Raw genomic sequence first — 14,251 nt, forward strand, 5'->3', positions numbered from 1 at the left:
GAAAAGTTAAACAACAATAAAGCTCTGTAGAAGTCGGTCGTCTAACTTTCCTTACATTTAGTATTCCCAAGTTAGGTTCACAATCTATACAAAAAAAGAAATTAGTTGATGATTTTTCAAAATAATTTTAAATGATTTTAATTAGCAAATAATTATTATATTTACATCTGTAATTAGCGCTGATATCAAGGAAATATTTAATAAAACATTTCGTATTTATACGATAATTCTGTAGAAATACGAGATATTTAAACCTCGTTTCCAGCCAGAGGCTGGAAATGCTCTTCAATTGCGGCTCTGCCGCAAGTCTTGAGGCGGAGCCTCTAAATAGGCATTTCCAGTCGGAGACTGGGAACGAGACAAAATCACAAGACTCAGCTCCCCGACTTCTCTAAGAAGTCGGGGAGCTAATTGTTCACGAATAATTAAGGACTTTAATCCTTATTTTCTAAGCACTAAAGTCCTTACTACAAACCCTTCATTACTAGCTTGACAAAGTACTAGTACCGTGCGGCGTAAATACACATACCATCTTTGAGCCTTGGCAGCAGCAAAATTTTCGTAGCTTTTAATGGTCTGCTTATTTCCGCCAAGCTGTACTAGTTATCTCTAATGAAAGAGGCGATCGCATTTTTTATCGGATAACCGGAGTCATCTCTGGTATAATACGTCAGACCTTTATCAATGAATGCAGAGGTAGTATCTATTAACTGCTGAAGAACCTCGGGATTAGTGTTATCTATTTCTTCAGTGACTTTTTCGCCTGTAAATCGGTTTTTTCGATCTTCTGGAGGTAATACAATCCGAGGATCTTTATAAGTTTCTTTTGGCTTAGGTTTAAATGTCTCATTTAAGTCAAACTGAAGACGTAAGTAACGTTTAGAATCGTATCCACCCATGATTTGTCGGGAAATTGTACTACCAATCTCAGATGTAGGTTCCATAAAGATATTAGTAAGATTTTTTGCCCAGTCGAAGCCTCTCCATTTGCTTATTTGCTTATATTGATATGGTTCACCAGTTTGACCTGTGCCAATAGAAAGGATAGAAATATCTTCCAATCGCAGATTATCCAGTTTATATTTTTGCTTGATTGTTGGAGAGACTGAAGACTGACTGATTCTCATAACTAGACTCAAAGCTGCGAGAGAGGGGTTATTAGCAGAAACTCCTCCATCAATGTGTGGGAATTCCCAATCACCAAATTTTTCTTTATCTACAGGTTCTAATTTGTATGGTGGGAAAAAAGTGGGAGCTGAGGCAGAAGCAGTACATATCTCCCATAAATAACAGTCATCGTACCATCTGTCTCCTAGATCGGGATGACAATTTGTAAAAAAGGTTGTATTCCGATATAGCGTATCGTAAGCAAGAATCAAAATAATCGGTTTTTCAATATCCTTTATTCTTGTGGATTTATACGCATCTTTGAGGACGCTAATAATTCCATCATGAGAATATTTAGGTGGTGAAAGTACATCCAAAATCGATTTTATGATCGGCGGTAAGTTTTTGTAGCGGTCTTTTCTCTGCTGCGGGAATATATCTTTCCCCCGATCTTTATACAGTTTAATAAGTTCATCACTCTCCTTTCCAACACCAATACCTCCTGTTAATATTGAACCAGTAGAAGTACCAGCAATTAGGTCAAAGTATTCGTGTAAAAAGTTTCCTTTACCCTGATTTCTAATTTCTTGCTCTACTTGTTGAAGTATTCGAGCTGCAATGACTCCACGAATACCGCCACCGTCTAAAGCCAAAATTTTGAAGGACATAGCAATTCTCCTTGATTATTTCTTTTGATGTGTATAGCGGTTCTCGCTTGAGTAGGTACTGAACCCCCTCCCCGCTCTTCGCTATCCATTAGTCACATCTTTCTTTACAATCTTGAAACGCTTGTTTTATAAGTATCTTGAACACTGAGGTGTCAGGCATACTTGACAAATTAGCTCTTACTATTCTCGCCAAAATGAGGTTTTTATTGAGAATGAACAACGAACGAATAAGGTTTAGAAAAAACGTGAGCGTAGACGCAAAGCGTCTTGTCGTCAGACATCGCTCTCGCAAATGTTAAGAAAGATCCGGGTAATGGATAGGCTCTTCGAGAGAGGGGGCTATGATGTACCTTGTATGATTAGGAAACGCTATAACTATTTGTCTACTACGTAAGCTTAAATAAATATTTGCTACAAGAAAGTTAAAGCTTGACCCCGCACTTGCGTATTTACCTGGCCTTTGTCATAAACTATCTCACCGCCGACAATAGTGGTTGTAGCCCAGCCGGTGAGGTTCCAGCCTTCAAAGGGACTCCAATGGCATTTGGTTAAAAGTTCTTCGCGCCGGACTTGACGGTATGTGTTTAAATCTACAAGCACTAAATCGGCATCGTAACCAGGCGCGATCGCTCCCTTATTGGGAATACCATAAGCTACAGCTACAGCTTTAGACATCCAGTTCACAACTTGAGCCACACTACACTGTCCTTGCATCGCCGCAGTTAACATCAAAGCTAGAGAAGTTTCTACCCCAGGCATTCCCGAAGGACTATTGGGGTATTCTTGAGCTTTTTCTTCTAAGGTGTGCGGCGCGTGATCTGTAGCGATGAAATCAATCACGCCATCGCGCAAAGCTTGCCAGAGAACTTCATTATCGTGGGGCGATCGCAAAGGTGGATTCATCTGTGCTAAGGTACCAATCTGCTTATAAGCACTAGTATTCAACAACAAATGCTGTGGCGTTACCTCTGCTGTCACCCAACTAGGTTTATTCTGACGCAGCAAATCTGCTTCTTCGGCTGTTGACATATGCAGAATATGCAGACGACGTTGATATTTTTGAGAAAGTTTTAATGCCAGTTGAGTTGCAAGCATTGCCGCTTGATTATCTTGAATTTGCGAGTGAACGGCGGGATCGTGAATGTTGGCAAATTCTTGGCGGCGTTGGTTGATTCTAGCTTGGTCTTCGGCATGAACGGCAATCAAGCGAGCGCCTTTAGCAAATATCGCCTCCAATGCTGTTTCGCCATCAATCAGCAATTGACCATGCATCGACCCCATAAAAATCTTAATTCCTGGTGTTGGCTTTGCCAAAAGCAAATCTGGTAGATTCTCTGCTGTTGCCCCAATAAAAAAGCCATAATTAACCAAGCACTTCTGGGAGGCACGTTCTAGCTTATCGTCTAAAGCCTGCTGTGTGGTTGTCAGGGGGCGCGTATTGGGCATTTCTAAAAAGGAAGTAACTCCGCCTTTAGCACAGGCACAACTGGCGGTGAATAAATCTTCCTTGTGTTCTAGTCCAGGTTCGCGGAAATGCACCTGCGGATCAATAACTCCTGGCAACAAAGTTAACCCTTCTGCGTCAATTTCAGTGGCTAGTGCTGTTTGAGAGATTTCTGGCGCAACTTCGACGATTTGGCGATCGCGCGTCAACACATCCCCAATCATCAGCTCACCATTGGGTAAGATTATACGAGCGCGGCGAATCAGTAAAATTTTTGGAGATGACATAAGCATAAGGAATTCAAAATTCAAAATGGGTAAATGCAATCTTGGCAAGCATCCTGGCTATCGACTCAATCTAAATTCAAGCAACAGCAGCTTATATTTTATGGAGAACTATGCTTTTAGGTTAAACTGAGTCGCGATCGGAGTAACCAATTTTTGCCGCGCCTAAAAAAAGTTTATTTTTAATTTATGAAGAACCCCGTCAAGATGCAAACATGACTAGGAAATTAAAGTTTTCCCGTTAAGATTAACAGATAAAGTCTCACTAGGCGAGTTAATTACCTACATTTTTCTTTCAGTTAAGTAATTTCATGCAAAATCAAGTGTCTGATAACAACTCTAGTCAACAACCCGATAATTCCTGGATCGCAGAGCTAGGTAGAACAATTGTATTGAGCATTGTTCTAGCTCTGGGAATTCGTACCTTTGTTGCTGAAGCACGCTGGATTCCTTCTGGATCGATGGAACCAACTCTGCATGGTACGCCCAACCAGTGGGAGGCAGACAAAATCATTGTCGATAAGTTGAAGTATAAATTTGCTGACCCGCAACGGGGAGACATCGTAGTATTTTCACCTACAAAAGAGCTACAAAAAGAACAATATCAGGATGCTTTTATTAAACGTATAATTGGCCTACCTGGAGAAAAAGTACAACTCAAGGATGGCAAAGTTTATATCAACAACAAATCTCTCCCAGAATCCAATTACCTCAGTTCTGGGCAGAGTACACTCATTGATGTTTGCCAATCGGGGCCACAGCCACCTTTTTTGGCAAAACCCCAGACTATACCACCCGATTCATATTTAGTACTAGGTGACAATCGTAACAACAGTTATGATGGCCGCTGCTGGGGTCTTGTCCCCCGTCAGAATATTATTGGACGTGCTGTAATTCGCTTCTGGCCTCTAAATCATATTGGCGGAATAGATAAATCGCCGCTATATCCATAATTAACAATATTAGTAAGGTGGATAATTACAGCTATTTTCAGGTAAATAGACCACGCGGTAGGGGCACAGCACTGCTGTGCCCCTACGATAGATGTGGTTCAAATATATGAAAACTGCTGTAACAAAAGAATTTGAGATTTTAGATTGGTGATTTAGCAATCCCCAATCTTTAATCCGAAATCCAAAATCCAAAATTGCGATGATGCCTTACCTAGCAAAGATTTTATTGTATCCCGTTAAGTCATTAGATGGTGTTGAAGTTGAGAACGCTAGAGTTCTTGGCAGTGGCGCACTACAGCATGACCGCGAGTTTGCAATTTTTGACGAACAGGGTAAATTTGTCAATGGCAAGCGTCATGCTAAAATCCATTTACTAAGGGCGCAATTTGCACTTTTAAATAGAACTATTTCGTTGCAAATCCCAGGCTGCGACTTCCAACAAATTTTTCATTTGGATGAGGAACGGCAAGCATTAGAAGCAACTTTAAGTGATTTTTTTGAGTTTGCTGTCAGATTCGGACAAAACTCTCTGATGGGTTTTCCTGACGATACATTTTCACCTGGCTCAACAGTAATTAGCACGGCAACCTTGGCAGAAGTAGCTTCTTGGTTTCCGGGTTTAAGTGTAGATGAAATCCGCCGTCGAATGCGTGCCAACATCGAGATTGATGGTGTACCAGCATTTTGGGAAGATCAGCTATTTAGTGAACAAGGTGATTTAGTCTCCTTTCGAGTGGGGGATGTGTGCTTTTTTGGGGTTAACCCATGTCAGCGTTGTATAGTCCCAACACGCGATTCTTACTTAGGGGAAGCTTACCCAAACTTTCAAAAAATCTTTGCTACCCAGCGACAAGCAACTCTGCCAAATTGGGTTGCTTCATCGCCTTTTAATCACTTTTACAGATTGAGTGTCAATACCCAATTACCTCCATCGTCAGCCGGAAAAATTTTACAACTTGGCGATGAGGTTGACATACTTCCACAACAAAATTAACATTTATTTAAGATAACAAATACTAAGTAAATTTTTTGGTATTTTTTTGTTTTTACTCTGTATTTGGATGACATTTTTAAAATTATTGTAGTTAAATATAAGTTTTTATACAAGTCCAGAGGTTTTGAAACCAGAAAATCAAGACATCAGCAATTAAAATAATTCGTAATTCGTAATTCGTAATTAAGTTTTGTGACGGAGATTTTAATTAGGCATCAAAACGTGATGCCGTCGTTAGGCAGGGGAATTAAACTGAACATACTTTGTTAAAAATTAAATTTAGAGTCGGGTGCTAATGGCGACCTAAATTTTAGAATGGCATACTGTAGTTTCTCGGTCGAATTTCAGTGAGTCCGAGAAAATCTGTTGGCACATTGCCAGATCAAACTGAGCAAATTCAGGTGCGGTGATCTACCCGCCTAACCTACGCGATGTCTACGGCGGGTTGTTCGGTGACGCAAAGTTTGAAAATTAGGCGTTGGAGGAACTTAGTCAATAAAAAAAGTATAAAAAAGTACTTTTGTTTTTTATACTAAATAATAAAAATATGACCAAAGCGATCGCACGTCGTAATTATACTGCAATTAAATGTAGGAAAGATAGCAAAAGCAGCACTAATATAGGCTGGGGAAGAATTAAACAATAATGTTATCCAAAATTCAGCCCGTCAAATCTATTAATCGCTTAGTTCGCAGAGTTTATGCCAAGATGCCTCTGAGATATATTCTGATTGTGCCCTTTATATTGCAAATTTGTGGGGCGGTGGGACTTGTGGGCTATCTTTCGTATCAAAACGGGCAAAAAGCGGTAAATGAGCTTGCTACTCAATTAGAAAGTGAGATATGCGATCGCATTGAACAACATCTTGATAGCTATTTAACAACTCCGAAGCAAATAAATCAAATCAACTTAGATGCGGTTGAGCTAGGTTTGCTCAATCTTTCGGACTTTAAAACCACCGGAAATTACTTTTGGAAGCAAATGCAGGTTTTCAATGTTGGCTACAACAGCTTTGCCAATCCCAAAGGTGAATTTATCGGTGTTGAACGTCTAGATAATGGCAAGCTATTGATTAATGAAGTTAGCGAGAAGGGTGGTATAGGCAAACTTTATATTTATCCTACAGACAACCAAGGAAATCGCCGCCAGCTTCAGGAAGTCAAAAATTATGATCCTCGTCTAGAAGCTTGGTATTCAGATCCAGTTAAAGTAGGCAAACGAGTTTGGAGTCAAATTTATCAATGGCAAGATAAACCAGAAATTTTATCTATATCTTCCAGCTATCCTGTTTACGATAAAAATCGCAAATTAGTTGGGGTGATTAGTGTTGATTTGCTCTTGTCACAAATCAGCACATTTTTAGCCAACTTAAAGATTAAAGAGTCGGGTAAAACTTTTATTTTAGAGCGTTCTGGGTTAATAGTGGCTTCTTCTACTAGTGAGCCACCATATAAGATCATTAATGGTAAAGGAAAACGTCAATCAGCATTAGATAGTAAAAATTCTTTAATTAGACTCACAACACAATCTTTGATCAAACGTTTTGGCAATCTTAAGTTTGTTGTGGGTAAGCAACAGCTAAGTTTTAGTGCCGATGGAATGCGTTATTTTGTGCAGGTAAAAAGCTGGAGGGACGAACTGGGTTTAGATTGGCTAATTGTGGCGGTGATTCCCGAAGGCGAATTTATGCAGGAAATTAACGCTAACACCCGCATCACCATTTTGCTGTGCATAGTTGCTTTTTTAGTGGCTACAAGAATTGGGATTTTGACTGCTCGCTGGGTAATTAATCCGATTTTACAATTAAACAGATCAGCGAAGAAAATTGCTCAAGGTGAATGGGAGCAAACACCAGAAATTCAGCGCTCCGATGAATTGGGGGAACTAGCTAAGTCATTTGAAACTATGGCAAAACAACTCCAAGCATCCTTTAGTGCTTTGTCAGCAAAGAATGCCCAGATGCAAGTTTTAAATGAGGCGCTATCTCACAGTCAGAGTCGGCTAACTAAATTTTTAGAAGCCATGCCGGTAGGTGTATTTATTATAGATGCGGAAGGTGAACCTTATTATAGAAATCAAATTGGGCAGCAAATTCTTGGTCAAGGAGCGATGTCTAACGACAAGCCCTCCGGGTTCGGGAGTTCGCAATCGACGCGAAGCGCCAAGACTGCGACACCCTCACCGCTAGGCGTCTACGCAGAAGTTAGGGTTGAGAAATTGTCAGAGGTATATCAAGCTTACCTTGCCGGGACAGATCAATTTTACCCCAGCGATCGCATGCCGATTGTGAGAGCATTGCAAGGGGAAAGCACCAGGGTTGATGATATAGAAATTCACCGTTGTGGCAAGATTACTCCCATTGAAATTTTAGGAAAACCCATCTATGATGAATCGGGAAATCTGGCTTTTGCGATCGCCACATTTTTTGATATCACCCAACGCAAACAATCAGAAAAGTTATTAGCAGAATACAATCGCACCTTAGAGGCTCAAGTAAAAAAACGTACTGAAGAGTTCCAGCAAGTTATCGAGCAACTGCAAACCACCCAAGAAGAACTGATTCAATCGCAAAAAATCGCTGCACAGGAACAACAAGCAGCCATTCGTGAAGCAGCGCGAAGCACCAAAGCTAACCTCGCCAAAAGCGAATTCCTCGCTAATATGAGCCACGAACTGCGTACCCCACTCAATGCCATTCTTGGTTTCAGCCAAATCATGAGCCGAGATTATTCGCTATCTGGTGAACATCAAGAAAACTTGGCAATTATTAATCGTGCTGGCGAACATCTACTCAAGCTAATTAACGACATTCTCGAAATGTCTAAAATCGAAGCTGGCAAAATCAGATTAAATCGCAGTAGCTTTGACTTAATTCATCTATTGAAGAACTTAGAAAAGATGTTGCACTTGCGTGCTGCATCTAAAAATTTAGAATTACTGTTTGAATATGCACAATACATTCCTGAGTACATAGAAACGGACGAAAATAAACTGCGTCAAATCTTGCTCAACCTTTTGGGAAATGCCATCAAATTTACTGATACGGGGAGAGTGACGCTACGGGTGAGACTGGGGGCTGGGGAAGCAGGGGAGCAGGGGGAGATGAGGGAGCAGGGGGAGATAAGGGAGCAAAATCTTCCTCATCCCCCTCATCTTCCTTATCCCCCTCATCTCTTCTTCGAGGTACAAGACACTGGCTGTGGTATTGCCCCACAAGAAATTGACTTGCTGTTTGAGGCTTTTGAACAAACCGAAATCGGCAGAAAATCGCAACAAGGGACGGGACTAGGCTTGGCGATTAGCCGTAAATACGTGCAACTGATGGGAGGAGATATTAGTGTCAGCAGTATTCCTGGTGTCGGTAGTACATTTGCCTTTGATGTTCAGATTGCTCTAAGTTGCCCCAGAGAAATCCCGATGAACCAAATTAAATACCAAATTCTAGCTTTAGCACCTACTGAAAAAGCATACCGGATCTTAGTAGTTGACGACTCCAAAGAAAGCCGTCTATTGCTAGTTAAAATTCTCACGCCTCTAGGCTTTGAAGTCAGGGAAGCTACTGATGGTAGTGAAGCGATCGCTAATTGGGAATCTTGGCAACCACACTTGATTTTTATGGATATGCGAATGCCAGTCATGGACGGTTATGAAGCCACAAGAATTATTAAAGCTAAACAAATAGGGGATGGGGAATGGGGCACTTGTACTAAGCAGTTCGACAGGTCTGACAGTGAGCAGTTCGACAAGCTCACTGTCAGACGTTGCCGAAGTATGGGGCATACGGCCAACCCGGCGTTGGGGCAGCCTTGTGTTGCCGAAGTTCCGAAAGTTATAGCAACTGCGCCAACAGCCCTGGCTCACCCTTGCGACTTCTCTGGGGTAACGCAGGATTACTCCAATACACACACGATCATTATTGCCCTAACTGCTAGCGCCTTTGAGGAAGAACGCCAGAAAATTTTGTCCATTGGCTGCGATGATTTTATTCGCAAGCCATTCACACAGGAAGTACTATTGGAAAAACTGAGTCAACATCTGGGCGTAAAGTATACCAACCAACTAGAAATCACAAAAGGTGCAGTTGTTGATCAACCTACACAGATGTTTGTCAGTGTTGCCGAACTCCTGAGCCGTTTATCACAAATGCCACCTGAGTGGCTCCAACAAATCCATTATGCCGCAGCCAGCTGTAGCGATGAACTGATTTTAGAGTTAATCAAGCAAATTCCATCAGATAATCGTCAAGTTTTCCAAGTTCTCCGGGATTTAGCAAATAACTACCAGTTTGAGAAAATCATGGAATTGACTATAACAAACGTAAAATGAATTACGAGCATTTAGACTCTGATAAAAAAGATATTTTAATCATTGACGATATGGCGGATAACCTCCGAATTTTATCATCCATATTGACAAGGGATGGGTATAACGTTCGTAAAGCCTTGAACTGGCAAATGGCACTGACAGCAACTCAAACACTATTACCAGATTTGATTTTACTCGATATTATGATGCCAGAAGTAGACGGCTATGAAATTTGTCAGACATTTAAAGCTTGGGAGCTAACAGCCGATATTCCGGTGATTTTTATTAGCGCTTTAGATGATGTTTTTGACAAAGTTAAAGCCTTTAGGGTGGGTGGTGTAGACTATATCACCAAACCTTTTGAGTTTCAAGAAGTTTTAGTCCGCGTTCAAAATCAACTGGCGTTGAGGTCGGCGCGATTAGAAATCTTGAAATTAAATGTGGAACTGGAACATCGCGTAAAACAGCGAACTTGCGAGCTAGAAAAAACTCTACAAAAACTCCAACAAGAAATCACTTCCCGCCATAAATTGCAAAATAAACTGCTCGATATAGCACTGCATGATTCACTGACTAGATTACCAAACCGAGTTTTGTTTATTCGGCGACTAGAAAATGCTCTAAATCGTACCCAGCAAGAATCTAGTTATCAGTTTGCGGTACTTTTTTTAGATTGCGATCGCTTCAAAGTTGTCAATGATTCTCTTGGCCATCCAGTGGGAGATGAATTACTGTTAGCCATCGCTCACCGCCTGCAAGGATGTCTGATCCCTATTGATACTCTAGCACGATTGGGCGGTGACGAATTTGGAATTATCCTAGATAATATCACAGATATAAATATAGCAATCAAAGTTGCCGAAAGGATTCTGCAACAGCTATCACTTGCTTTTAAACTGTCAAGATATGAAGTATTTATGAATGCCAGTATTGGTATTAGTTGGGGCAATAAAAATTATGATCGCCCAGAGTATTTGCTGCGGGATGCTGATACGGCAATGCATCGGTCTAAGGCTCAAGGAAGAGGCAAATATCACGTTTTCAATCCAGGGATGCATCAAAAAGCTATTCAGCTTTTAGAGTTAGAAAATGACCTGCGAAGGGCTGTTGAAAGGCAAGAATTCCTCGTTTACTATCAGCCAATTATTTCCCTGACTACAGGCAAAATTTCTGGATTTGAAGCCTTGGTGCGCTGGCAACATCCGATTCGCGGTCTGGTTTATCCCGGAGAATTTATTCCTGTGGCAGAAGAAACAGGTTTGATTAATCCCATCAATACTTGGGTATTACAGTCAGCTTGTCATCAGTTAAGCATCTGGCAACATTATCCTGTAACCCCAGAACCTCTAACTATTAGTGTCAATTTGAGTGCAAAGCTATTTTCACAGCCTAATTTGGTAGAACAAATTGACCGAATAATTTATGAAAATCAACTAAATCCGGCATACTTAGAATTAGAAATTACAGAAACTGTAATTATGGAAAATACTGATGCGATTAAAATAATTCTTCAACAACTAAAGCAGCGAAAAATCAAGTTGATTATGGATGATTTTGGTACAGGATATTCCTCTTTGAGTTACTTGCACAACTTTCCTTTCGATGCACTCAAAATTGATCAATCTTTCGTCAAACGTATGCAGGAAAATAAAGAGAATATGGGGTTAGTACCAGCAATGGTTGGCATTGCCAACTCAATGGGCATGAGTGTAATCGCTGAAGGTGTCGAAACACAAGAACAGTTAGCCCAATTGAGAAGTTTAAACTGTAATTTTGCTCAAGGATATCTGTTTTCTAAACCCATAGAACAACAATTGGTTCTTAAGTTGCTTGCCACAGCACCTCAATGGTAGCTATCAAATAGCACTGGGGAAAAATTTCATTGTTGACATTCGCCTAGAGAATCTGCGCGTACTATGGCGTTTCTTAATAAGAATGAGGTAGAGCTTAACCTCATACCGATAAAGTTGTACTTTATCTTACCTCTGTGTGAGTTAAGAGAGGGGTTGGGGGTGAGGTTTTGATATGTACTTCATGCACCAGGGAACCGCTATATCTACTATACTGCTGTTAAGTAGGTAGATTGAATTAAATATAAAATCGCTGTAGCTGTAGGGTGTGTTAAGTACGGTGGGAGTTAAACTATAAATATAAGTATTTCGGTGAAATTGGTCAACAAATTTCAGGGTAATTTCAAAGAAGCATTTACTATTCTCAATAATCATCCGCCTAGCTTTTGATAATAATGCATTTTAATCAACCTAAGCATGATAAAAGAAATATTTTGGTAGTCGATGATACCCCAGATAATTTGCGGCTTTTATCGGCGATGTTGACTGCACAAGGTTTTGAAGTTCGCAAAGCCTTAAACGGTAAAATGGCACTAACTGCGTGTCAAATGGTTTTGCCAGATGTGATTTTGCTGGATATCAATATGCCAGATATGAATGGCTATGAAGTTTGTCAACAACTAAAAGCTGATCATAAAACTTGTGAAGTCCCAGTAATTTTTATTAGCGCCCTGGATGATGTTGTCGATAAGGTAAAAGCCTTTGATGTTGGTGGTGTAGACTATATTGCAAAACCTTTTCATGGGGCAGAGGTTGTATTGCGAATTGAAAATCAGATTAATTTACGTTTGCTCCAAGTTAAACTGCAAGAAAAAAACTTTTTACTCCAACAGGCTCTTGACAACTTGAAAGCCGCCCAAGTTAAACAGATTCAGAACGAAAAGATGGTGGCGTTGGGGCAGTTAGTGGCTGGACTGGCTCATGAGATTAATAACCCGATCAGTTTTATTTATGGGAACCTCAAATATGCTGGTGAATATGTGCAAGAACTAGTAAATATCATTGAGGTCTATCAACAGGAATATCCCAAACCCACACCAAAAATTCAGCAAATAGCCAAAAATATAGACCTGAATTTTATAATTAAGGATCTGCAAAAGCTGATAGGTGCAATGTATAGAGGATCTGATCGCATTCGGGAAATTGTACAGGCGCTACAACACTTTTCTCGGCACGATGAAGCAGAGATGAAGCCGGTAAATATCCATGAAGACATCGAGAATACTTTGGTGATGTTACAACATCGACTCAGGGAAACAGCAGACCGTCCCGCAATTGTTCTAGTGAAAGATTATGGTAATTTGCCTCTAGTCAGTTGTTATGCAAGTGAACTAAACCAAGTATTTATGCATCTGTTAAATAATGCTATTGATGCAATAGAAGAAAGAGTGGGGAATCAATCTTCTACTCCCCAAATTCGGATTCATACAGAGGTGACAGACTTGAATATGGTCAAAATTGCGATCGCTGATAATGGCACTGGTATAAAAGAGTCCTTGCGATCGCGTTTATTTGACCCATTTTTTACCACAAAACCTGTGGGCAAAGGTAGTGGGCTAGGATTATCCATTAGCTATCAGATTATTGTCCAAAAACACCGAGGAAATATTACCTATACCTCATCTGTTGGGCAAGGAGCAGAATTTGCGATCGAAATTCCCATAGAGCAACCTGAGCCTTAAGTATATTGCAGCTTCAGAAAAAATGCTATTAGTCTTGTTTCCAAATGCGTCTATCGAGATTTAAGTCTTCAATAATTCCCAACATCAAGTTGAGAGTTTCAAAATATTCTCTTAACGGCGCGAAGCTTAACATACTTTTAAATAGATTAGGTTCAAATATATTATTTTCTACTGCTTCTTCAATGGCTATATATATCATATCATCAACAAAGGAAATATAAATATTTCTATTGATTTTCTTGCGAAAGTTAACTATTTTATCTATTAAATTAGTAGAGAAGACATAACGTGCTTCTACTTGGTCATCACCATAAAGAGTGAAAAGTTCAGCAAACTCATAGAACGAATAAAAAATTGAAAAAAAATATGAATGTAAGTGTTTAAGTTTCAATATTTACATTATTTATTGCTTGTGCATTAGCTTGAAACTGTAATTTTAATTGATATTTCTTTCATCCCCAAAGCTATAATATTTGTCGGAAACATTTCTACAGCATTATTATATTCAGTTACAGCAGAATTATAAAATCTCCTGGCGGCGGAAATTTGTTCTTCTACTTCATTCAATGAATATTGCAATTGGATAAAATGCTGATTTGTTTTTAATTCTGGATAAGCTTCTACTGCTATTATAATTTTGTTTAACGTTCTCGAAATTTGGTCTTCTACGGCAATTCGGCTATTATCACTTAAATTTTTTGAAGTTGCTCTACTTCTGAGTCTGCTAATTTCTGTCAATATTTTTTGCTCAAATTGCATATACATTTGAGCTAATGTTACAAGTCTGGGGATCAAAGCACATCTTTTTTGCAGAACTACATCAATACTAGAAAATGCATTATCAACTTGATTTTTTTTGTAACTTAGGTTGTATCCGCTCGGTAAATCGGGGTAGAACTAAAAAATCAGAATGTAAATTGGTACACACTGGGTTATAAAATATGACACATGACGCAAAAATCAT

The 14,251-nt window shown here is 39.8% G+C and carries 9 protein-coding genes; 5 read left to right on the top strand and 4 right to left on the bottom strand.

Annotated features, from left to right (window positions below; all coding sequences use genetic code 11):
- Positions 1-599: 599 nt before the first annotated feature.
- The gene (locus V7L05_RS07695) at positions 600-1,775 is read right to left on the bottom strand and encodes a patatin-like phospholipase family protein (RefSeq protein ID WP_335163342.1); all 1,176 of its coding nucleotides are present in this window, start codon (positions 1,773-1,775) and stop codon (positions 600-602) included.
- A 411-nt stretch (positions 1,776-2,186) separates the two neighbouring features.
- Positions 2,187-3,506, bottom strand: coding sequence for a dihydroorotase (locus V7L05_RS07700; RefSeq protein ID WP_335163344.1), 1,320 nt, complete (start codon positions 3,504-3,506; stop codon positions 2,187-2,189).
- Between the two features lie 308 nt (positions 3,507-3,814).
- Between V7L05_RS07700 and lepB the strand changes: the two genes are divergently transcribed.
- The 5 genes from lepB to V7L05_RS07725 all read left to right on the top strand — a co-directional run bounded on the left by lepB (position 3,815) and on the right by V7L05_RS07725 (position 13,287).
- Entirely contained in the window at positions 3,815-4,456 is a 642-nt protein-coding gene (lepB, locus tag V7L05_RS07705; protein WP_335163346.1) for a signal peptidase I, read from the top strand.
- 202 nt (positions 4,457-4,658) lie between these two features.
- Positions 4,659-5,450: an MOSC domain-containing protein gene (locus V7L05_RS07710; RefSeq protein WP_335163362.1), complete on the top strand. Its 792-nt coding sequence runs from the start codon at positions 4,659-4,661 to the stop codon at positions 5,448-5,450.
- A 645-nt stretch (positions 5,451-6,095) separates the two neighbouring features.
- Positions 6,096-9,776 (top strand): ATP-binding protein, encoded by a 3,681-nt coding sequence (locus V7L05_RS07715; protein WP_335163348.1) that lies wholly within the window; start codon positions 6,096-6,098, stop codon positions 9,774-9,776.
- On the top strand, positions 9,773-11,608 hold the full coding sequence (locus V7L05_RS07720) for a GGDEF/EAL domain-containing response regulator (protein WP_335163350.1): 1,836 nt from the start codon (positions 9,773-9,775) through the stop codon (positions 11,606-11,608). Before V7L05_RS07715 ends, V7L05_RS07720 begins: the two co-directional genes overlap by 4 nt.
- A 392-nt stretch (positions 11,609-12,000) precedes the next feature.
- Positions 12,001-13,287: a hybrid sensor histidine kinase/response regulator gene (locus V7L05_RS07725; protein WP_335163352.1), complete on the top strand. Its 1,287-nt coding sequence runs from the start codon at positions 12,001-12,003 to the stop codon at positions 13,285-13,287.
- A 28-nt stretch (positions 13,288-13,315) separates the two neighbouring features.
- Here the strand turns inward: V7L05_RS07725 and V7L05_RS07730 are convergent, their stop codons facing one another.
- Both V7L05_RS07730 and V7L05_RS07735 read right to left on the bottom strand, forming a co-directional pair.
- A complete protein-coding gene (locus V7L05_RS07730; RefSeq protein ID WP_335163354.1) occupies positions 13,316-13,678 on the bottom strand; it encodes a DUF3137 domain-containing protein in 363 nt (120 codons plus the stop codon).
- A gap of 26 nt (positions 13,679-13,704) precedes the next feature.
- On the bottom strand, positions 13,705-14,082 hold the full coding sequence (locus V7L05_RS07735) for a LemA family protein (protein WP_335163356.1): 378 nt from the start codon (positions 14,080-14,082) through the stop codon (positions 13,705-13,707).
- Positions 14,083-14,251 lie beyond the last annotated feature (169 nt).

Origin of the sequence: Nostoc sp. (assembly GCF_036917755.1) — a bacterium.
Taxonomy (GTDB): Bacteria; Cyanobacteriota; Cyanobacteriia; order Cyanobacteriales; family Nostocaceae; genus Nostoc.

Coding starts and splice junctions, on each gene's coding strand:
- V7L05_RS07695 (WP_335163342.1), bottom strand. CDS start 1,775: ATGTCCTTCAAAATTTTGGCTTTAGACGGTGGCGGTATTCGTGGAGTC.
- V7L05_RS07700 (WP_335163344.1), bottom strand. CDS start 3,506: ATGTCATCTCCAAAAATTTTACTGATTCGCCGCGCTCGTATAATCTTA.
- lepB (WP_335163346.1), top strand. CDS start 3,815: ATGCAAAATCAAGTGTCTGATAACAACTCTAGTCAACAACCCGATAAT.
- V7L05_RS07710 (WP_335163362.1), top strand. CDS start 4,659: ATGCCTTACCTAGCAAAGATTTTATTGTATCCCGTTAAGTCATTAGAT.
- V7L05_RS07715 (WP_335163348.1), top strand. CDS start 6,096: ATGTTATCCAAAATTCAGCCCGTCAAATCTATTAATCGCTTAGTTCGC.
- V7L05_RS07720 (WP_335163350.1), top strand. CDS start 9,773: ATGAATTACGAGCATTTAGACTCTGATAAAAAAGATATTTTAATCATT.
- V7L05_RS07725 (WP_335163352.1), top strand. CDS start 12,001: ATGCATTTTAATCAACCTAAGCATGATAAAAGAAATATTTTGGTAGTC.